Annotated in this window: 17 protein-coding genes; 11 read left to right on the plus strand and 6 right to left on the minus strand. The window is 66.3% G+C overall.

Features of this window, described 5'->3' with window-relative positions; genetic code table 11:
• Window positions 1-108: 108 nt before the first annotated feature.
• On the minus strand, window positions 109-3,354 hold the full coding sequence (locus G6N42_RS05850) for a VCBS domain-containing protein (protein WP_163727320.1): 3,246 nt from the start codon (window positions 3,352-3,354) through the stop codon (window positions 109-111).
• Between the two features lie 1,272 nt (window positions 3,355-4,626).
• On the opposite strand from G6N42_RS05850, the gene G6N42_RS05855 reads away from it, so the two are divergent.
• Genes G6N42_RS05855 through ribD form a run of 8 tightly spaced genes read left to right on the plus strand, consistent with a single transcriptional unit; the run spans window position 4,627 to window position 13,801 of the window.
• Window positions 4,627-5,400, plus strand: coding sequence for a lysoplasmalogenase (locus G6N42_RS05855; RefSeq protein WP_163727323.1), 774 nt, complete (start codon window positions 4,627-4,629; stop codon window positions 5,398-5,400).
• A 54-nt stretch (window positions 5,401-5,454) separates the two neighbouring features.
• Window positions 5,455-7,401 (plus strand): primosomal protein N', encoded by a 1,947-nt coding sequence (locus G6N42_RS05860; protein WP_163737036.1) that lies wholly within the window; start codon window positions 5,455-5,457, stop codon window positions 7,399-7,401.
• A 37-nt stretch (window positions 7,402-7,438) separates the two neighbouring features.
• Window positions 7,439-9,256, plus strand: a complete 1,818-nt coding sequence (locus G6N42_RS05865; RefSeq protein WP_410506723.1) for a DUF2207 domain-containing protein — start codon at window positions 7,439-7,441, stop codon at window positions 9,254-9,256.
• The gene (locus tag G6N42_RS05870) at window positions 9,250-9,786 is read left to right on the plus strand and encodes a LemA family protein (RefSeq protein ID WP_163727326.1); all 537 of its coding nucleotides are present in this window, start codon (window positions 9,250-9,252) and stop codon (window positions 9,784-9,786) included. Before G6N42_RS05865 ends, G6N42_RS05870 begins: the two co-directional genes overlap by 7 nt.
• A gap of 35 nt (window positions 9,787-9,821) precedes the next feature.
• Window positions 9,822-10,751 (plus strand): methionyl-tRNA formyltransferase, encoded by a 930-nt coding sequence (gene fmt, locus G6N42_RS05875; protein WP_163727329.1) that lies wholly within the window; start codon window positions 9,822-9,824, stop codon window positions 10,749-10,751.
• Complete coding sequence (locus G6N42_RS05880; RefSeq protein WP_163727332.1) at window positions 10,748-12,121, plus strand: RsmB/NOP family class I SAM-dependent RNA methyltransferase; 1,374 nt, start codon at window positions 10,748-10,750, stop codon at window positions 12,119-12,121. Before fmt ends, G6N42_RS05880 begins: the two co-directional genes overlap by 4 nt.
• 4 nt (window positions 12,122-12,125) lie before the next feature.
• A complete protein-coding gene (gene rpe / locus G6N42_RS05885; RefSeq protein WP_163727335.1) occupies window positions 12,126-12,803 on the plus strand; it encodes a ribulose-phosphate 3-epimerase in 678 nt (225 codons plus the stop codon).
• Complete coding sequence (ribD, locus tag G6N42_RS05890; protein ID WP_163727338.1) at window positions 12,800-13,801, plus strand: bifunctional diaminohydroxyphosphoribosylaminopyrimidine deaminase/5-amino-6-(5-phosphoribosylamino)uracil reductase RibD; 1,002 nt, start codon at window positions 12,800-12,802, stop codon at window positions 13,799-13,801. The genes rpe and ribD overlap by 4 nt, the downstream gene beginning before the upstream one ends.
• Here ribD and G6N42_RS05895 read toward each other — a convergent pair.
• From G6N42_RS05895 to G6N42_RS05905, 3 genes are read right to left on the minus strand one after another with little or no spacing between them, the layout of a single operon-like run.
• Entirely contained in the window at window positions 13,798-14,838 is a 1,041-nt protein-coding gene (locus G6N42_RS05895; protein WP_163727341.1) for an ABC transporter ATP-binding protein, read from the minus strand. The genes ribD and G6N42_RS05895 overlap by 4 nt on opposite strands.
• 4 nt (window positions 14,839-14,842) lie before the next feature.
• On the minus strand, window positions 14,843-15,892 hold the full coding sequence (locus G6N42_RS05900; RefSeq protein ID WP_163727345.1) for an ABC transporter permease: 1,050 nt from the start codon (window positions 15,890-15,892) through the stop codon (window positions 14,843-14,845).
• Window positions 15,893-15,937: 45 nt separating this feature from the next.
• Entirely contained in the window at window positions 15,938-16,501 is a 564-nt protein-coding gene (locus G6N42_RS05905) for a type 1 glutamine amidotransferase domain-containing protein (protein ID WP_174262024.1), read from the minus strand.
• 182 nt (window positions 16,502-16,683) lie between these two features.
• On the opposite strand from G6N42_RS05905, the gene G6N42_RS30905 reads away from it, so the two are divergent.
• Entirely contained in the window at window positions 16,684-16,836 is a 153-nt protein-coding gene (locus G6N42_RS30905; RefSeq protein WP_174262025.1) for a hypothetical protein, read from the plus strand.
• A 6-nt stretch (window positions 16,837-16,842) separates the two neighbouring features.
• On the opposite strand, the gene G6N42_RS05910 is transcribed toward G6N42_RS30905, so the two are convergent.
• Both G6N42_RS05910 and G6N42_RS05915 read right to left on the minus strand, forming a co-directional pair.
• Window positions 16,843-18,546, minus strand: coding sequence for an MFS transporter (locus tag G6N42_RS05910; RefSeq protein ID WP_163727348.1), 1,704 nt, complete (start codon window positions 18,544-18,546; stop codon window positions 16,843-16,845).
• Complete coding sequence (locus G6N42_RS05915) at window positions 18,546-19,238, minus strand: LppX_LprAFG lipoprotein (RefSeq protein ID WP_163727351.1); 693 nt, start codon at window positions 19,236-19,238, stop codon at window positions 18,546-18,548. Before G6N42_RS05915 ends, G6N42_RS05910 begins: the two co-directional genes overlap by 1 nt.
• Window positions 19,239-19,348: 110 nt before the next feature.
• On the opposite strand from G6N42_RS05915, the gene G6N42_RS05920 reads away from it, so the two are divergent.
• The gene (locus G6N42_RS05920; RefSeq protein ID WP_163727354.1) at window positions 19,349-19,969 is read left to right on the plus strand and encodes a riboflavin synthase; all 621 of its coding nucleotides are present in this window, start codon (window positions 19,349-19,351) and stop codon (window positions 19,967-19,969) included.
• Between the two features lie 62 nt (window positions 19,970-20,031).
• Window positions 20,032-21,363: a bifunctional 3,4-dihydroxy-2-butanone-4-phosphate synthase/GTP cyclohydrolase II gene (locus tag G6N42_RS05925; RefSeq protein WP_163727357.1), complete on the plus strand. Its 1,332-nt coding sequence runs from the start codon at window positions 20,032-20,034 to the stop codon at window positions 21,361-21,363.
• Window positions 21,364-21,378 lie beyond the last annotated feature (15 nt).

The raw sequence follows: 21,378 nt of genomic DNA on the forward strand, positions 1-21,378 counted from the left end.
GAATAGCACTGAGCGACCGCGCTATTCGAACGCGTCGAGGCCAACACGCACACCCCCGGGCAACCCCGACCGCCGCGCTCATGGCGGCTGCCGGGACCCGGATCCTGACTAAACGGCCGTCGTCGAATTGAGGACGCGAACGGTGCTGACGTACTGGCCGCCGACGAGTTCGCTGACGGTGACGTATGCCGTGCCGTCGGGTTCGACCGTCACTGCGGTGACCAATGCGGTGTCGACATCCAAAACCTTGGTCGCGCCGCCCTTCGGGTTGATGGCCCAGACTTCGGCACTACCAGGAAGGTTGTCCTGGCCTGTCGAAAGCGTCACGTACGCCGTTCCGTCCTTGGGAGACAACACCACCGGTCGGGCCCCGAATGGCCCGGCCAGGTTGTCAACCGCCAGAACGATGCCGCCGGGCGCCGCGATTTTCGCGAGCGTCTTGCCGGCCGACGTGAAGGCCAGCACCGTTACCTCTAGATCACCGTTGGCATTTTCGGCACTGCTGACGATGTAACCGTTGTTCTTGAAGTCGATGGCTCCCGCGACGAGATCACCGGGGACCTCCTCGGTGCGTTTGCCGGACGGCAAGATGTAGGCCGAGGTGCCCGTGATGGCGCCAGTGACGGGGTCGACTGTCTGGACCATCTGCGCCGCGACGCCTCTGATCGTGAAGTAGACACTGTGCTTGGTCGTGGTTCCCACCGGCATGTCTTTGATCGACGCGGTGCCCGAGCCGCCAACGATGGCGACGTGATAGCGACCGGTGCTGTCGACGTAGGCAACGTAGGCCTTCTTGTCGTATCCGACGGTGAGCGCTAGGCCGCCAGGATTGTCGATCGCCTGGGCGAATTGACCGTTGATCGGCACGATCTTGGTCTTGCCCGCCGGGTTCACAATTCCGAGGCCGTGTTGTCCGGGCCCGGTGTTGAGGAGCACGTAGGCGGTGCCATCGCTCGCCACCCCCGGCTGTCCCACTGCGGCTGCATTGAACACACTGGTCCGAAGCGTGGTGCTCGTCAGTTTCGTCACAGATGCGGTTCCCTGGGCACCGGTGACCAGGTACACAGCGCCCTTCGCGCCGACGACGGCGGAACCCACCTGCTGCCCGGCGACTGTGCGTTCCGTGGAGGCGGTACCCGTGAACGTCAGGATCTTGGTTTCGGTGAACCCCTGGGCGTCCAGCGTCGAGACGGTCACATACGCTTTGCCGTCGGAAGAGATGACGACGGGCGCAAGGGAACCTTCGGGCGACCCGGTTCCCACGGGCACGGTGATCGAGTCACCATTGGGATCGATCGCCAGGACCGAGACCTGATCGCCACCGTCCTTGTACACGACGTACGCGCTGCCGTCCGGTGCCAACTTGACCGGCAGACCGGACGTGGATCCGTCGATGTCGTAGGTCTGCGACGCATTCTCGGTAGAAATCCGGACCAACTTGTAAGCCAGTCCGTCGCCGTTCACATCGGTCTGCAGGTAGGCCGCCCCGTTCGAGGCGATGAAGATCTGTCGGACTGCCTTGCCGGTCAGCGATCCTGCCGGAGTGGTGACACCGGACGTGCTCACCGCCGTGATGGTCGTGGTGTTGGTGCCTGCGTCATAGGTCGCCACCAGGAGGCTGCCGTCCGGACGCACGACCGGAACTGAACTGCTCGGGATGCCGACGATGTCCTGCGTCGTCGTGATGACCCGGCCGTCTTTGTCCAGAATGCTGACGCGGGTGTTGCCGTTGGGCTGCAACGTCACCGGGTCGACATCGGCCATCACCTGGTAGCGGGTACCGAAGGCGCCTTTGATGACATTGCCGACCGGCGCGCCGGGCGTCGAGGCGGCGGTGGCGGGTAGCAAGGAGACGACCTGCAGGCCGTTGTCGGTGTTGTAGTAGAGCGCGCGCCCGTCCGGAGATATCGCCACATTCGGGTAGAACTCGTTGTTGGTCGTCCCCGTGTCAATTATGGAGACAGGCACGAGGCCTGCAGCGACGTCGAACGCCCCCACTTGGTTGGTCACGGTGTTCAACGTGTAGAGCAGGGTCCCGTCCTTGCTGAAGGTGAGGCCGCTCAACCTCTCTGGTTCAGTGGGAATCTCAGTAACCAGCTTGTTGGACTTGATATCGAACACCCTCAGGGAACCAAAGCCGTTTTCGTCGGCCCCGACGTCGTTGACATAGAGGAGGGTGCCCGCCGGATTGACGGCAACGTCGATGATGAATGTGCCCGTTGTGAGCAGCTTGGCCGACGTTGCTGTCGTGGCGAAGGTGTACACCGCCGACGACACCGGATCCCCGGGGTTCGCGGGGAGGAGGTCGACTACCACGTACACCTTCTTGCTATCCGGTGTGAACGCGACGCTGTAGAAATCGTCGGGTGAAGCGCCGACCAACTTCACCGTTCCGGCGATCTTGCCTGTTGCGGTGGCGACCTTGGTGATGACGCTTGTGGTGGTGTTGGTCTTGGGGTCGTACAGCCCACCGGCCGCCAGCAGCGTCTTGCCGTCCGGCGACATGTAAAGCGAGTCCGGATAGCGGTTTTCGCCGAAGTCGATCGCCGTGAGCTTGGTACCGGTGGTGGCGTCGACGACATGGATCAGATTCGTCGTGTCGTCTACTACGTAGAGGCGCTTACCGTCGGGTGTGACGGCAACTGACACGGGTGCCTCATCGAACGAGATGGTCGCGACGACGGTGCGATTGAGGGAGTCGATCACGGTGACGGTCTTCGCCGACGCGTTGGTGACGAATACCCGTGTCTTCGTAACGGTGATGGCCTCGCCCGGGCCGCCGACCGCAATCGTCCCGGCGTCCTCCAATTCGGCAGGGTTGACCGCCACGTTGAACGTGACGGTCTGAATGTTCGCGGTGGTTCCGTCGGACACCTTCACGGTGAACTGCGCGTAGTCGGCACCAGGGGTCAGACCCGCGGCAACCCGCTGCGATGCCGTCGGCGTATACGTGAATGCTCCGGTCTTCTTGTCGAAGACCAATTTGCCCGCCGAAGGGCCGGATGCGAGTGTGTAGGAGAGCTTCTTTCCTTCGGGGTCCTTGGCGACGATCTGCCCTGCCACCGCGCCTGTGGTCGGGTTCGGCGTACCGAAGTCCGGCTCTTCCTCCACGATGGGTGGGAGATTCACGACCGCGGCCGCAGCCACTTGGGCATCCGTCACGCTGTACAGCGTCTGCGTCGTCGCCGTCTCCGCGGACGCCGGAACGTCTGCGCCGCTATCTGCCCCGGCGCTGAAGCGGCGGGCAGCGGCCAACACGACCCATGACAACGGCGATTCCGGGGGTGCGTCAGGTCCAGTTCCCAGCAGGGTTGTCGCCAACGCCCCGGTCAACGAAGTGGAAACGACCGGCACGGCGACCATCTCTTCGCGGGCGGGAGTCGAGGTTATCGGCGCCGAGACAAAGCCGGAATTTCCCCTCGTCGCTGAGGAAATTTGCACTGTCGCCGTAGACGGATCGGCAACCGACGCCGACTGGGTTGGAGTTGTTCTGGGGGTGGAGTTGGATTGTGTGCCGAGGGTCGGCGAGTCAGCCGTCTTCACCGACTCCGACGCTGCGGGCTTCGATAATGTCGCGATTCTCGACGAATTTTTCGGCCTGCTGTACCGAGAACCGTGACGGTTGGAGGACGTCTGCGCCCCTCCGGAGCTGGACACGATGACTCCTGGAGCAATTTCCTCGGTTTTCCCGGACGATCCAGACGATGGTGTACCGCCCTCGCTCACGGGCGGATTGGATGTGCCCGTGTCGTTTTGCGATTCGCTGTTCAGATCGGTGGGGTTGGTGGGGTTGGTCGTATCGGTCTGAGTGGCGGGATTGTCCGTCGTCGTGTCGGTGTTGTTCGTCTGACCCGCATCGGCGGACGGGCTGTCGCTGGCTTCTGACCCGGTCTCGGCGCAGGCCACCCCACCGCCGTGTGCGATCGCGAAGCCGACCCCCAACGCAACCGCGAGAGCGCCGACGCGGCCTACATGACTGCTATATCCCATGAGATTCCCCCAACGGACTCCGTTCGCTCATGCAGCGAACTCAGCGATGATTGCAAGCTAACACTGACGCAGCGCAAGTGACCGGCAAACACGCGTAATTGTCGGCAACGAAAGTATGAAATATTCCGGGCCGCCCGGGCGAGTAAACAACCCGGGGACACCTTTTGTAGTGTTGTTTGTATTCCGATCGACGTATTGATGTCAGCACGGTTATCGATAATGTTTGCCTAGCTAGACAAATGGGAGCCCATCGCCCCGTCCTGCGTCGCGAGCTAGGCACTGGTGTCAGCAACAGCGGTTTCAGGCCACAGCGAACCTCTTGAGGTTGGTGGGCGCCGCGACGTGGGGTCCGCGATCGTCGTTTGAACGGTCCCGAAAGCCTGGCGGCGCGTCCTGTGTGGTGCCAATGAGTCCGAGTCGACCACTCGCGCAACATCTTCCGGCATTTGAATACTTTCGCGCTTGGGAACAGGGCGTCGCGAGCTTAGGCCGGATGTAACGCGCTCCGAAGCCAACACAGTGCACGATCGACGGCGTTCGTGGCAGCGGGTACCACCCTGAAAACGCCGGTGCGCTTCTGCAAAACCTCCGTCGGATGTCAACTGAAACGGGACGGCTTCCACTACCTTCTGCAGAATGGCGTCGACGGCCGGCTTCTCCCCAGAAACGGACATGGGGACACGGCACGCACACCCACGAACCAGGCTTCTGTGGGTAACTGCCGCGGTCGTCGGCGCCGGTTACGGCGCGTTTCTGATCGTGACGGCGCTTCGATTGCCGGCCGGCGCCGAGCTGACCGGCCAGTTCGCATTGCAACCCGAGGTCAAGGCGGCGACGGCGGTGCTGCTCGCCGCCGCCGCGCTGGCGCACCCCGTCGCTCGCGAACGCCGATGGTTGTTGGCGGCGCTATTGTTCTCGGCGGCGGGCGACTTCTTCTTGGCGATGCCGTGGTGGGAGCCGTCGTTTGTGCTGGGCCTCGGTGCATTCCTCGTCGCGCACCTGTGCTTCCTGGCCGCGCTTCTCCCGCTGGCGGCGCGGTCGAGGCCTCGGCTGGCGGCTGCGGCGATCACGGTGTGCGCCTGTATCGCCCTGTTGGTGTGGTTCTGGCCACGGCTGATCGCCGAGGGCATGGCTGTACCGGTGACGCTCTACATCGCGGTGCTCGGCGCCATGGTGTGCACGGCGCTGATGGCCCGGCTGCCGACGCCGTGGACCGCGCTCGGCGCGGTGTGCTTCGCGGTCTCCGACGGCATGATCGGCATCTCCAAGTTCGTATTGACGCCAACAAACACAGAGATGCTCGCCGTACCGATCTGGTGGGCGTACGCGACGTCGCTGCTGCTCATCACCGCGGGCTTCTTCTTCGGCCGCGCGGCAGATCCGTCGGCGTCATCTGCTACATCTGCATAGGTGACCAGCACGCGACAGCAGGCCGAGCACGAGCCCATTGCGCGCGTGCTCCCGATGCTGTCGGTGCCGCATCTCGACCGCGAATTCGACTATCTGGTCGCTGCTGAGCAGTCCGACGACGCGCAACCCGGGGTGCGTGTGCGGGTGCGATTCCACGGCCGCCTGGTCGACGCATTCGTGCTCGAAAGGCGTTCGGAGACGGACCATGTCGGGAAGCTCGGCTGGCTGGATCGGGTTGTCTCCGCCGAGCCGGTGCTGACGCCCGACGTGCGCAGGCTCGCCGACGCCGTCGCCGCCCGGTATGGCGGCACCCGGGCCGACGTATTGCGGCTCGCCGTCCCACCGCGCCATGCCAACGTCGAAAAGCAGCCCCCACCGCAGCAGAAACCCCTGGCCGTCGAACCCGTGGACACCACAGCGTGGGCCGCGTACCGCGGCGGCCAGCAGTACGTCGCCGCCCTGTACGACGGGCGCGCCGCACGCGCGGTGTGGCAGGCGCTGCCAGGGGAAGGTTGGCCGGAACGTCTTGCCGAGCTGGCCGCGGCGACCGCGAACACCGGCCGCGCCGCCCTGATCGTCCTGCCCGACCAGCGCGACGTCGACGCGATGCACGCCGCGGCCATCACCCTGATCGACGAGGCTCATGTGGTGGCGCTGTCCGCGGGTCTTGGCCCCGCACAACGCTATCGGCGATGGCTGTCGGTGTTGCGGGGCGGGGCACGCATCGTCATCGGTACCCGCAGCGCGGTTTTCGCGCCGGTGGCGAATCTGGGACTGGTGATGGTGTGGGACGACGGCGACGACACACTCGCCGAGCCGCGTGCCCCCTACCCGCACGCCAGAGAAGTAGCGATGCTGCGGGCTCACCAGCTGCGCTGCGCGTCGCTCATCGGAGGTTTTGCGCGCACCGCCGAGGCGCAGGCACTGGTCCGCACCGGTTGGGCGCACGATCTGGTCGCCACCCGACAGGAGGTGCGGGCACGGTCTCCGCGCGTGATCGCGATCGAGGACAGCGGTTTCGCCCAGGAACGCGATCCGGCGGCACGGACGGCGCGGCTGCCGTCGATGGCGCTGCAGGCCGCGCGTACGGCGCTGACATCCGGGCTGCCCGTACTCGTCCAGGTACCCCGCCGCGGATATGTGCCCGCGCTGGCGTGCAGTCGCTGCCGCACGATCGCCCGCTGCAGGCACTGCACGGGCCCGCTGTCGCTGCCCGCACGCGACGCCGCGGGCGCGATGTGCCGGTGGTGCGGCCGAGAGGAACCGGCACTGCGTTGCACGCGCTGCGGATCCGACGCCGTGCGGGCCGTCGTCGTCGGTGCCCGTCGGACAGCCGAGGAACTGGGCCGCGCATTTCCCGGTGTCACCGTCGTGACATCGGGCGGCGACGCGATGGTCGGCGCGGTGCCTGCGGAGCCGGCCGTGGTCGTGTCGACACCCGGCGCGGAACCGCTCGCTGCAGGCCGTTATGGCGCCGCCCTGCTCCTCGACACGTGGGCGTTGCTCGGACGGCAGGATCTGCGGGCTTCCGAGGACGCGTTGCGCCGCTGGATGGCCGCCGCCGCTCTCGTCCGCAGCCGTGCCGACGGCGGCGTCGTGGCGGTGGTCGCCGAATCCGCCATCCCCACTGTGCAGGCGCTGATCCGGTGGGATCCCGTCGGCCACGCCGAATCCGAGCTCGACGCCCGCGCGGAGGTCGGGTTGCCCCCCGCGGTGCACATGGCCGCGATCGACGGAGCGCCCGACGCTGTGCGCGCGATGATCGACACCGCGGAACTGCCCGACGACGCCGACCTGCTCGGGCCCGTCGACCTGCCACCCGGCGCACGTCGACCGCCCGGCACGCCGCCGGAGAAGCCGGTCAATCGGATGCTGGTGCGAGTGCCGCGCGACGCCGGACTGCCGCTCGCGGCGGCGCTGCGGCGCGCCGCCGGTGTGCTCAGTGCGCGGCGCGAGAACGAGCCGGTGCGTGTGCAAATCGACCCCTTGCACATAGGGTAATGCGGGCAGCCCGGCGTGTGGTGGACAGGAGGTTGGCGTGCGTCGCTTCTTTCTGATGCTTATTCCGTTGGCGCTCATCGCCGTTGGTGTGCTGTGGCCGGTCGTGTTCCGCCCATCGGCGGAGGCTTCTGACGCCGACGACCCCGTGGTCTTCAGCAACTACGACGTGGATCTCATCGTCAGTGCCGGCGGGCGCCTCGATGCGGTGGAGACGATCACTGCCGAATTCCCGGGCGGTCGGCACGGGCTTTTCAAGTACTGGGCGGTCGACAATCAGAACGATCCGGGGGTGCGGCAGATCCCGGAGATCACGTCGATCCTGCTCGACGGCGAACCGGCGCCCTACCAGATGCTCTGGGAAGGCGGCGAGCGATTCCGCGTGGCGAAGATCGGCGATCCGGACGAATACCTCAGCTACGGCACGCATGTCTTCGAGATCCGCTACAACATCGACGGTGTCCTTGATCCGGGCACAACCGGCGCCGACAAGAAGTTCGCCGACTCCACCGGCAACGACTCGAGATCGCCCTCTGTGTTCTTCTGGAATGTCATCGCGCAGGCGTGGAACAACGAGATCGATCGTGCCCAGATTTCGGTGACTCTGCCCGGCGACGTCGGACGCGCCCAGTGCTCTGTCGGCTTCGGCATCGGCCGGGCCTGCGACGATCTGACCGTCAGCGGGAAGCGGGTCGAGTTGTCGGCGTCGAACCTGGCGCCGCGGACCCCGGTGACGCTGCGCGCCGGCGTGGACGTGCCGACCCCGCCGCGCAACGAGGTGCCGTGGTCCTTTGCCTGGGATCGCGTCCTCGGCCAGTCCATGGGCGGCGTGCTGTGGGTGCTCGCGCTCACCGTCGCCGGCGCGCTCGGCGCAATCCTGTACTACCGCACCACCGTTGAACCCTCACCCGGGTTCCCGCTGCAATATGGGCCGCCGCCCGGACTGGGTCCGGTGCAAACCGAATACATCCGCACCGAGAGCGTGCCCAAGAGCGGCCTGACCGCCACGCTGTTCTATCTCGCCGACCGCGGCCTGATTGACATGCGGCAGGTCAACGACAAACAGTGGAACATCCGCAGCAGGGCTGCGGACTGGGACGCGTGGGCGAACATCGATCCGGTCAGCGTCGCGGTCGCAAAGGCGCTCAACGTGCAGGGCCCCGGCCGGGAGTTCGAGGCCAAGCAGACTGCCAAAGCGGGAAAGAAGCTCAGCAAGGCCAAGACGGATATGGCCGAGGAGGTCCGGAAGTGGGCCTTCGACAACGGGCTGATGGTCAAGCGCAAGAAGGAAATGTGGGTGCGCACCGCCAACGCGATCGCCTTCATCCTGATGCTGTTCGGCTTCTTCCGCTGGGGCTTCCCGACCACGATGTGGGCGCTGCCGTTCGCGGCATTCTTCCTGTTCTCCTCGGCGTCCTGGAAGGACGGTGTGGGTACCAGGCGCACCGAGGCCGGCCGCGAACTATGGTCGCGTGCAGGCGGATTCCACCGCATGCTGACCACCGACTCGTCCGAGGCGCGGTTCGACTTCGGGGCGCGCAAGGACCTCTACATGGCCTACGTTCCGTTCGCGGTGGCCGCCGGCGCCGCGGCGTTGTGGGCGAAGAAATACGAGACGACGACGGGTACCGTTGCACCGCAACCCGATTGGTATCACTCGTCGTCGGCGAGGAGCTCGGGCTTTGTCGGGGGCTCCGGTGGCCCGGACTTCGACAGCTTCGAGTCCGCGTTGTCGTCATCGATCGGTGCATACACTGCGTCGCAGTCGTCGTCCTCCAGCGGGGGCAGCAGTAGCAGCAGCTTCAGCTCCGGCGGTGGCGGTGGCGGCGGCGGTGGAGGAGGAGGCGGATCATGGTGAGGTTGTTGCTCGTCATCGTGCTGGTGCTGGCGCTTTCGGCACTGATCATCTTCGTGTTGGGCTACAACAGGATCCGCTCGGCGCACGTACGGGTCGCCGAAGCACTGTCCGGCATCGATGTCGAGCTGACCCGGCGGGCGTCGCTGATCCCGAGCTTGGTGCACACGGTGCAGACGTTCGCCGTCCACGAAAAGGGCATTCTCGACCACGTCACGAACGCACGCGCCGCGCTGACGTCGGCGACAAGCGGCACGTCGGTAGCCCAGCGCAGCGCCGCCGAGAAGGATCTGGATTCCGCGTTGGCGCCGCTGCTGGCGCTCGGCCAGAGCTATCCGCAGCTCAACTCGTCGAACAACTTCCTGAACCTGCAGGACAACCTGGCCGACACCGAGAACAAGCTGGCCTTCGCGCGTCAGTACTACAACGATTCGGTGGCCACCCTGAACGGGTTGATCACCACCATCCCCTGGATGTTCGTCGCACCGCTGACCGGTGTGAGTGAGCAGGAGTACTACCAAACGCCTCGCTGAATTTTTCCGGGTGGGGGCGCTTCTAGACTGGCGCGGTGCGTCTTGTCTTCGCAGGCACCCCCGAGCCCGCCCTGCCCTCGCTGGCGTGGCTCGTCGAATCACCACGTCACGATGTAGTCGCCGTGCTGACCCGTCCCGACGCCGCCGTCGGTAGGCGGGGCACACCGTCGCCGTCGCCGGTGGCACGATTCGCCATGGACCACGACATCCCCGTGCTGCGGCCGACCAAGCCCAACTCCGAGGAGTTCATCGAAGAGCTGGCCGCGCTGGCACCCGAGTGCTGCGCGGTGGTCGCATACGGTGCCCTGCTGCGCGAGGGACTGCTCGCCGTGCCCAAGCATGGCTGGATCAACCTGCACTTCTCGCTGCTGCCGGCATGGCGCGGTGCGGCCCCCGTGCAAGCAGCCATCGCCGCCGGCGACACCGTGACGGGCGCCACCACCTTTCAGATCGAACCCGCGCTCGACTCGGGACCGGTGTACGGCGTGGTCACCGAAACCATCCGGCCCACCGATACTGCGGGGGAATTGCTTGAGCGGCTGTCGATCTCGGGTGCGGCGCTGTTGGCCACAACCCTGGACGGCATCGCCGACGGATCGCTGACGGCCGTGCCGCAACCGTCCGACGGCATCACCATCGCGCCCAAGATCACCGTCGAGGAGGCCCGGGTGCGATGGGACCTGCCCGCGCACGTCGTCGAGCGCCGTATCCGGGCGGTCACGCCAAACCCCGGCGCGTGGACCATGATCGGGGATCTGCGAGTGAAGGTCGGGCCCGTCAGCGTCGAGCAGTCCGCGGACACGCTGCCACCCGGGACAATCCGAGTTGAACGTAAGGGCGTGCACATCGGCACCGGTTCGCAGCCCGTCGCGCTCGGTGTCATCCAAGCCCCGGGAAAGAAGCCGATGAATGCCGTGGACTGGGCCCGCGGCGCACGTCTCGACGAAAACGCGCGGGCACAATGACCAGGCCTCGAAACAACAAGCGTCCTACGCGCCGTAAGCCGCTCGACCCGGCCCGTCGCGCCGCATTCGACGTTCTTCGCGCGGTGTCGGAGAAGGATGCCTACGCAAACCTTGCGCTTCCCGCGATGTTGCGCGACCGCGGAATCACCGGGCGGGACGCCGCCTTCGCGACCGAACTGACGTACGGCACCTGTCGCACCCGCGGCCTACTCGACGCGATCATCGCTGCGGCAGCGGGACGTTCCCCGGACAATATCGATCCGGTGTTGCTGGATCTGCTTCGCCTAGGCACCTACCAGCTCATGCGAACCCGCGTCGAACCGCACGCGGCGGTGTCGACCGCGGTCGAACAGGCTGGTATCGAATTCGATTCAGCACGAGCAGGTTTCGTCAACGGTGTGCTGCGCACGATCGCGGGCCGCGACGAGGCGAGCTGGGTGAGCGAGCTGGCCCCCGAAGCCACCACCGATCCCATCGGTCATGCGGCATTCGTGCACGCGCATCCCCGCTGGATCGCGCAGGCCTTCGCCGACGCGCTCGGCGCCGACGCCGGACAGCTGAACACACTGTTGAGCAGCGATGACGAACGGCCTGTCGTCCATCTGGCCGCACGCCCCGGTGTGCTGACCGCCGCACAGCTGGCCGAGCAGGTCGACGGCACCGTCGGCCGCTACTCGCCGTATGCGGTGTACCTACCGGGCGGCGATCCAGGCCGGCTCGCCGCGATCCGAGACGGCGCCGCGCTCGTTCAGGACGAGGGCAGCCAACTGGTGGCCCTCGCCCTGACACGTGCCGAGCTGGACGGCCCGGACACCGGACGCTGGCTGGACTTGTGTTCCGGGCCCGGCGGCAAGACGGCGCTGCTGGCGGCGCTTGCCGACGGCGGCCGGGTGACCGCGATCGAACCGGCCGAACGCCGCGCCGAACTCGTCGAGCAGAACACCAAGGGGCTGCCGGTCGATGTGCTTCGCGTCGACGGCCGGGATCCGGGGCTGGATCCCGGCTTCGATCGGGTGCTGGTCGATGCACCCTGCACCGGGCTGGGGGCGCTGCGGCGCAGGCCCGAGGCGCGCTGGCGTCGGATGCCCGGCGATGTCCCGCAGCTGGCCAAACTGCAACGCGAGCTGTTGGCCTCGGCGATCCGGCTCACCCGGCCGGGCGGTGTGGTGTTGTATGCCACCTGCTCGCCGCATCTCGCCGAGACCGTGGGCGTCGTCGCCGACGCGCTGCGTCGCCACCCTGTGACGGCGCTGGACACCCGGCCGCTGTTCGATCCGGTCGACGGCCTCGGTGACGGTCCCCACGTGCAGTTGTGGCCGCACCGGCATGGCACCGATGCGATGTTCGCCGCGGCGCTCAAAGTAGGGTGAGGCCATGCCGAAGCCGCTGATCGCGCCGTCGATTCTGGCCGCCGACTTCGCCGAGCTGGGCGACGAGGCCGCCGCAGTGGCCGGTGCGGACTGGCTGCACGTCGACGTGATGGACAACCACTTCGTGCCGAACCTGACCATCGGGTTGCCGGTCGTCGAAGCCCTGCTCAAGCGAACCGACATCCCGATGGACTGCCACCTGATGATCGAGAACCCCGAGCGTTGGGCGCCGCCGTACGCGGAGGCGGGTGCCTACAACGTGACGTTTCACGCCGAGGCGACCGACAACCCCGTCGGCGTGGCGCGCGACATTCGCGCCGCGGGGGCCAAGGCCGGACTTTCCGTCAAACCCGGCACGCCTATCGAGCCGTACCTCGAGATCCTGCGCGAGTTCGACACCGTGCTGATCATGTCTGTCGAGCCAGGATTCGGTGGCCAGAAGTTCATCCCCGAGGTGCTGCCGAAAGTCGGGACCATCCGCCGACTCGTCGACGCGGGGGAGCTGACGATCGTGGTCGAGATCGACGGCGGCATCAACGCCGACACCATCGAAGAGGCGGCGCTGGCCGGAGTGGACTGCTTCGTGGCCGGCTCGGCGGTCTACAGCGCGGCGGACCCCGCCGTCGCTGTGGAGTCGTTGCGGCGCCGGGCGGCAGACGCATCCCCGCATCTTCAGCTATGAACCTCGAGGCCGCGATGCGGCTGGCGATCGAACAGTCCGACCGGGTCAAGGGTGCGACATATCCCAATCCGCCCGTGGGCGCGGTGATCCTGGACAGCGACAACGACGTCGCCGGCGTCGGGGCGACCGAGCCGCCGGGAGGCCCGCATGCCGAGGTGCTGGCGCTGCGCAGAGCGGGGGAGCGCGCCGTCGGCGGCACGGCGGTGGTGACGCTGGAACCGTGCAATCACCATGGCCACACTCCGCCCTGCGTGGATGCGCTTGTCGCGGCCGGTGTTTCGGCGGTGGCCTACGCCGTCGCGGATCCGAACCCGGTAGCGGCGGGCGGGGCGTCGCGGCTGGCTGACATCGGACTCGAGGTAACCGCCGGCGTGCTGGCTGATCAGGTTGCCGGTGGACCGCTGCGGGAGTGGTTGCACAAACAGCGGACCGGGCAGCCGCATGTGACATGGAAATTCGCGACGAGTGTCGACGGTCGAAGTGCCGCGGCGGACGGCTCCAGTCAGTGGATCACCAGTGAGGCGGCGCGCGCCGACGTGCACCGCAGGCGCGCCGTGGCCGACGCGGTGCTCGTCGGTACCGGCACGGTGTTCGTGGACGACCCGCTGCTGACCGCGCGGCTGCCGGATGGCTCTCTGGCGGAACGCCAGCCGTTGCGGGTGGTGGTTGGGGAGCGCGAAATTTCCTCTGAGGCAAAGGTTCTGAACGACGACTCGCGGACGATGGTGATCAGGACCCGAGATCCGCACGAGGTCATCAAGGCGCTCTCGGACCGGACCGATGTGCTGCTCGAGGGCGGACCGACGCTGGCGGGCGCGTTTCTCCGCGCCGGCGTTATCAACCGCATCCTGGCCTACATCGGCCCCATCCTCTTGGGCGGCCCGATCACCGCGATCGATGATGTCGGCGTGCTGTCGATCGCGCATGCGCAGCGCTGGCGGTTCGACGGTGTCGAGTCGATCGGGCCCGACGTGTTGCTCAGCCTGGTTCCGAACTAGTCGGATTCGGGTTCGGGGTCCGGATCGGATTCGGGTTCGGAATCGGGATCGGTGCTCAGTGGCCGGTGCTCGATCAGATCGCGCACACCGCCAATGCCAAGGCGCTCCCGGAACGCCCGCACGGTATAGCCGATGACGGTCGCGTCGGTCCGAGCGCGCACAGTCGCCGAGCGGGGGAGGTGGAACACCGGACCGATCTCGCCGAGATAGTCGCCCCGCTTGGCCAGTTTCTGTAATTCTTCACCGCCGCTGGCCAATTCGCGGACGATCTCGAGCTCGCCCTCCGCGACGACGTAGATCAGTTCGCCCATCGTGCCCTGCTCGAACAGCACATCTCCGGCCTCCAACTCGACGGTGTCGGGAGCGCGGTCCGTCGACGCGAAATCGGGAACGAGCTCGACGACACGATCGGCCAACGGCAGAATCCGGCTGTCGTGGGTCGCGACGACGACCATCCGGTCACCGCTCGCGAGTTCGCGGATGAGTCGCAGAACCTCCTCCACCTGGATGAAATCCAGGTGCGCGGTGGGTTCGTCGGCCAGTATCAGCGGCGGATCGAGTGCAATCGCCCGCGCGACCGCCACCCGCTGCTGTTGACCGCCGCTGAGATCGCCCGGCCGGTGGGACATTCGCTCCTCGAGTCCGACGCGTGCGAGCAGTTGCCCGGCGCGCTTGCGGGCCGCGCGGCGCGGTTGGCCCGCCGCGAGCAGCGGCACCATGACGTTCTCGAGCGCGGTGAGGCTGGGCACGAGGTTGAACGCCTGAAACACGATGCCCACGGTTTCGCGACGGTAATTCGAAAGCTCATGACCCTCAAGCGATGTCACGTCGACGTCACCGAACTTGATGGCGCCTGAACTCGGCTTCAAGATGCCGCCGAGGCACGACAGGAGTGTCGTCTTTCCGCACCCGCTCGGGCCCATCAGGATCACGAGTGAGCCGGCAGACACATCGAGGTTGAAGCCGTCGATGGGGCGCACGGTGTCGGCGCCGCTGGCGTATTCGACCACCAGGTTCTGAATACTGAGATCGCCCACGATGTCAGGGACCCCCGAACGCGAGGGCGGGATCGACCGAAACGGCACGGTGCAAACCAGTTGCGCTAGCGATCAATCCGATGACGATCGCGATGGCGGGCAGCGCGATGAACGCCTCGGCGGGAACAATGACCTGCATCGGGAACAGCGGCCCGAGCAACATGGAAAGTCCGGCGCCGACAAGGGCGGCGAGCAACGCCACGATGATCGCTTGCATCGCGAGCCCGGCGGCGATGGCTTTGGTGGGCACTCCAATCGCCTTGAACACCGCAAAGTCTCGGAGACGTTCGAGCGCTGATAGATAGATCACCGAGCCCACGACGAGGGCGGCGACCACCCAGAGCAGCACAGCGACGATCGTGATCGAGTTGACGGCCACCTTAAGCGGCCGCAGCAGATCCTCGACGGCACCGTTGCGGTCGATGGCACGGTATCCGGGGGGCGCCTCGTCGAGGCCGCCGCGCACGCCGATCGATGCGACGAGGGGTTCGCCTGCGTACACCAGTTGTTGCGCGCCCTCGGTGGTGAGGAACACGTTGGGCAGATTCGCCAGCGCGGTGGAGTTTTCCACGATGCCGACGATGCGCAGCTTGTGCGAGGCGATTTCGACCTCGTCGCCGATGGCCTTGCCGAGCGTGGACGAAACCGCCACTTCGTACCGTGCCGACGGCGGCCGGCCCTCCGAGACCGCGGGCATGCCCGGACCGTTCTCCGGCGCCCCGAAGATGTCCACGTTGCGCGTCGAACCATCGAGTGTGGCCGTTCCGCCTGCGTAGGCGAGGGGAGCGGCCGCCTCCACGCCGGGCGCGTTCGCGATCCTGCGCAGTTCCACCGGCGCATACGGCGTCGCTCCGACGAATGGACCTGACGCACCGGCCTTGACGATGAAGAGGTCGACGCCGAGAGAATCGACGGTTTTGTCGGCCTCCACGCGGAACCCGTTGGCTAGACCGGTGAGAACGAGTGTCATCGCGAAGATGATCGCGGTGGACAGGATCGCGATGACGAATCGCCGTCGTCGCCACTGCATGTCGCGCAGCGCGGCCATCAGCATGCTGGCGACGTTACCGACGGTTGCGCGTCCGCGGGTCGGGTTTGGCTACGATGTGACCTTCGAAATGACCCCGACCAACGACTTGCAGAAGGCGGGTAGGTCATCGGGTTTGCGACTCGAAACCAATGTGTTTGGGCCGCGCGAGCATTCGACGACTTCATCGTCGACCCAATTTGCGCCGGCGTTGACCAGATCCGTTTTGACGCTGGGCCACGAGGTGATCGTGCGGCCGCGCACCACATCGGCCTCGACGAGCGTCCATGGCCCGTGGCAGATGACCGCGACGGGTTTCCCTTCGTCGAAGAAGCCCTTGGCGAAGGCGACGGCGTCGCTGTTCGTGCGTAGGAAGTCGGGATTGGCGACACCGCCGGGCAGGACCAGCGCGGCGTAGTCGGATGCGGACACGCTGCCCACCGCCTTGTCCGCCTCGAACGTGTCGGCCGGAGTCAAATGGTTGAAGCCTTGGACCTTGCCGACTTCGGTCGACACGAGTTCAGGTGTCCCGCCCGCCTGTTCCACCGCCTTCCACGGTTCCGTCAACTCGACCTGCTCAACGCCTTCGGGCGCGACCAGGAACGCAATAGTCTTGCCATTCAGTGAAGTTGCCATGAATTTTTGTCCTTTGATCGTCGCTTTTTCACGCATACCCGGCGTGGTGAGCAACAAACAGGGCCGTTCAGGTCGGTACACTCGTACCAGAGCTGGCCATTTTGGTCCGGCTGCGTTTTCTGCCGGATATCGCGCTTTCACCGACGAGCTGCGCGGGTGAGCACGAACGAAGGACGACGAGCATGACTGCATTGCAGGACTGGCTCAATGATCGGACAATGGATCCCCGCAACCTCAAGGGGTTGATCTGGGACGCGATCAAGGGCCTGTCGGTCGATGAGCCGCAATCAGTACCCGAGCACACCCTGATGCGCCGGGGACTCGAGCGCTGCTGACCGGAATCAATCGGCCCGGCGGTGGCCCCGCGGTTGTTCCAGGCGGGCCGTCTCATCCGCAGACTGACTCGAAATGCGGTGTGTCGGCGTCTCGAATGCCTGAGTCGGGTTGTCGTCGGCCGGTGAACCGGCCCGCACCCGCTTCGGGACGTCTTCGACGGGTTCGGGCTCGTCAGCGTGCTCGTCACGACCGCTGATCAGCAGGGCGATGGCCGCCCCGACGATGCACACCATGCAGGTGATCCTGAAGATCTCGCCGTACTGCAGGACGTAGGCCTGACGTGATGCCTCGCTCACCCGCGCGGTAGCGGCCACTATCAGCCCACCGGGGGAGTCGGCGTCCGCGGGCGGCAGTGCCGCGAGACGCTCCTGCAGGTACTGGTTGAACTTGTACAGGCCCCATGCGGACAGCGCCGCAACGCCGATCAGCATGCCGATCATGCGGGCAACCACGACGGCCGCCGAGGCGATGCCGTGCTGGGCGGCGGGTACCACACGTAACGTCGCCGACGTCAGCGGGCCGATGACCAGACCCAATCCCAGACCGGCGATCGCGAGGTCGGTATCCAGCATCGGCAACGAGATGAAGCCGAGGTCATGGCGGGCCGAAAGCACGTCCGCGGGCCAACCAGAGACCAGGTAGTAACCGCCTGCGGCAATCAACAGTCCGGCGCACGCGACGATCCGGTCGCCGACCTTGGTGGCGATCCAGCCGCCGAGCAGAGCCCCGATCGGCAGCGCGACGAGGAACCGCAGCAGCAGCAGGGCGGCCTCGATCTGGTCCTTGTCCAGCACTCCCTGACCGAACAGCTCGACGTTGACGAGCGTCACCATCAGGGCGGCGCCCGCGACCAGGGACGCGCCCAGCGCCGCGAGGAACGGCCGGAAGTGCACGCCTGCGGGCTCGATCAGCCGGGTCTTGGCGAACCGCTCCCACACGAAGAACGCCACGGCCGCGATCAGAGCGCCGATGAGCAAAATGACACCGTTGCGCGGTAATACCTCTTTGCCGTCCGGGGCGGGGTTGTAGAGGCCCCAGGTCGCCAGGCCCAGGGTCAACGCGAGCAGCAGACCGCCGACGACGTCGACCTTCTCTGGATTCTCGGGTTTCTGACGAGCAGGCAGGCTGAAGTGGATCATCACCATGGCGATGATCGCGAGCGGCACATTGACCCAGAACACCGACTGCCAATGGCCGAACGCCCAGAGCAGCAGGATGCCGTAGATGGGTCCGAGCACACTGCCGAGTTCCTGGGCAGCGCCGACACCTCCGAGCACCGCGGCACGTTTGCGGCTCGACCACAGGTCGGCGGCGAGCGCCAGCGTGACCGGGAGCAGCGCACCGCTGGCAATGCCCTGGATCAACCGCCCGATGACGAGAATGTCGAGATCCGTCGACATCGCCGTGACCACCGAGCCGACGGCGAAACCGGCGAGGCTGACCTGCAACAACATCTTTCGACCGAACCGGTCCGACGCGCGGCCCAGCAGTGGCATCGCCGCGATGTAGCCGAGCAGGTACACGGTGACGATCGGAGTGACCCGCTGGATCTGGTTCACCGCGATGCCGACATCGTTCATGATGTCGCGAATGATCGTGATCACGACATAGGTGTCGAGAGCACCGAGCAGCACGGCAAGGCTGCCTGCGCTGATCGCGATGCGCCGACCGGCGGTCTCCGGCTGCGCGGTTTCGGTCGAAGCCTGCATCAGACCGTCGGCTTGTTGACGGTGACCGGCTTACCCCAGTCCGAGATCGCGATCGTGACGGCTTGGCCCTGGGCGGGCTCCATCTTGACCTGGACCAGTTCGTGATCGCCTTCTTCGGCAATCCACGCCGTGCCGGGCACCGGCTCTGTCACCGCGAGCTGTGGCGCGATCGCGTTCACGGCATCGACGCTGATCTTTCCGGTCACGCGGACCGTCTTTACGCCGTTGATGGTCTCGCGGCCCTCGGCCTTGGGGTCGGAGAAATTGGATATGACGTTGCCCACACCCTTCTCAGGCGACAGGAGCGCCGAGACGTCGTATATATCGGCGGCCGGCCCGAAGTCCTGGTAGGTGCCGGCCGTGATGGCGGCGTACAAGGTGCCGTCGAGGACGACGAAGCCGACGCCCTCGAGGCGGGTGCCCAGGAACGAGAGGTTGGCCTTGCCCTCCGCGGCGACGGCGGGCTTGAGGGTCAGATCGCCTTCGAGCGACTCGATCGGAAGAGCCGCGATCTCGCCTTGCACCGTCAGCAGCAGGTGCGCGCTGGTCTGGCTCTTGGTGGTCTCGGCGGACTGCTGCAGCAGCGTCGCGGCGTCGGGCAGGTTCGAGTCGTCCTCGGAGCTTGAGCACCCTGCGAGCAGAGCGACGGAAGTGAAAAGCGCGGCGAAGATCGCCAAGAGGCGGGTCGGCATGACTGCATCGTAGTGGGTGGGGGCATCAGCAACCTTTAGCCGGGCGCGCGCGGGAGCGGAGAAGTAGCCGATGAGCTGGACTTTCTTGTATGGGGGATTAGTCTGGCGGCGTGTTCACCGGAATCGTCGAAGAAATGGGCGAAATCGTCGGCAAGGAAGACCTGGGCGACTCCGCGAGGTTCGCCATCCGCGGGCCCATCGTCACCTCAGATGCCGGCCACGGTGACTCGATTGCGGTGAACGGTGTATGCCTCACCGTGGTCGAGGTGCGTTCCGACGGTGCGTTCACCGCCGATGTCATGGGCGAGACGCTGAACAGATCCAGCCTGCGCGGTGTCGGCGTGGGGAGCCGGGTGAATCTGGAGCGCGCGGCAGCGGTCAACAGCCGCCTCGGGGGTCATATCGTGCAGGGCCACGTAGACGGAACCGGTCACGTCATCGCGCGCACCCCCGCGCAGCATTGGGAGGTGGTGCGGATCGCACTGCCGATGGCCCTCAGTAGATATGTGGTCGAGAAGGGCTCCATCACCGTCGACGGTGTGTCGCTGACCGTCTCCGCCGTCGGACACGACTGGTTCGAGATCTCGCTCATTCCGACGACGCTCGAGCTGACGACGTTGGGACGGGCCGGCGTCGGCACCTCGGTCAACCTCGAGGTCGACATCATCGCCAAATATGTCGAGCGGCTGTTGGATGCCAGAGACGGCTCGATCGAAGCCTCGGGAGATTAACCGAAAACCCAGGTCAGGGGCGCGAGAATAAGACTTCGGCCCGGGTGGTTCATACTGATGTGGTGACGAGGCTTGACACCGTGGAGCGGGCGGTCGCCGACATCGCCGCGGGCAAGGCCGTGGTGGTCATCGACGATGAGGATCGCGAGAACGAGGGCGATCTGATTTTCGCCGCCGAGAAGGCGACCCCCGAGCTGGTGGCCTTCATGGTGCGCTATACGTCCGGCTATCTGTGCGTCCCGCTCGATGGTGCGGTCTGCGACAAGCTGGGCCTGCTGCCCATGTTCGCGGTCAATCAAGACAAGCACGGCACCGCGTACACGGTGACCGTCGACGCGAAAAAGGGTGTCGGAACCGGTATTTCGGCTTCAGACCGGGCGACCACCATGCGGTTGCTCGCCGATCCCACCAGTATTGCCGACGACTTCACCCGGCCCGGCCACGTCGTGCCGCTACGCGCGAAAGACGGTGGCGTGCTGCGCCGTCCAGGTCACACCGAGGCCGCCGTCGACCTGGCCCGGCTCGCCGGTCTGCAGCCCGCCGGGGCGATCTGCGAGATCGTCAGCCAAAAGGACGAAGGCGCCATGGCGCAGACCGATGAGCTACGGGTCTTCGCCGACGAGCACGACTTGGCGCTCATCTCGATCGCTGACCTCATCGAGTGGCGTCGCAAGCACGAGAAGCACATCGAGCGCATCGCCGAGGCACGCATCCCGACGCGACACGGCGAATTCCGCGCGGTCGGATACAGCAGCATCTACGAAGACGTCGAGCACGTGGCGCTGGTGCGCGGCGACATCGCCGGGCCGCACGGTGACGGGCACGACGTCCTCGTCCGGGTGCACTCGGAATGCCTGACCGGCGACGTGTTCGGGTCGCGGCGCTGCGATTGCGGTCCGCAGCTGGACGCCGCGCTGGCGATGGTGGCTCGCGAAGGTCGCGGCATCGTGCTGTACATGCGCGGTCACGAAGGCCGCGGCATCGGCCTGATGCACAAGTTGCAGGCCTACCAGCTGCAGGACGCCGGCGAGGACACCGTCGACGCCAACCTGAAACTCGGCCTGCCTGCGGACGCGCGCGACTACGGCATCGGCGCACAGATTCTCGTCGACCTCGGGGTCCGGTCGATGCGGCTGCTGACCAACAACCCGGCCAAGCGTGTCGGCCTCGACGGCTACGGGCTGCACATCATCGAGCGTGTTCCGCTTCCAGTCCGCGCCAACGCGGAGAACATCCGCTATTTGATGACCAAACGCGACCGGATGGGCCACGACCTCATCGGTTTGGATGAGTACCACGAGGCCGTGACCATGGACTCGTACGAAGAGGGTGTGTACCTGCTGGGTGATCGTGATCGCACCCCAACCGAGCGCGATCTCGGCGGAGCCCTGTGAGCGGCCGGGACGGAG

The organism is Mycobacterium gallinarum (assembly GCF_010726765.1).
Classification (GTDB): Bacteria; Actinomycetota; Actinomycetes; order Mycobacteriales; family Mycobacteriaceae; genus Mycobacterium; species Mycobacterium gallinarum.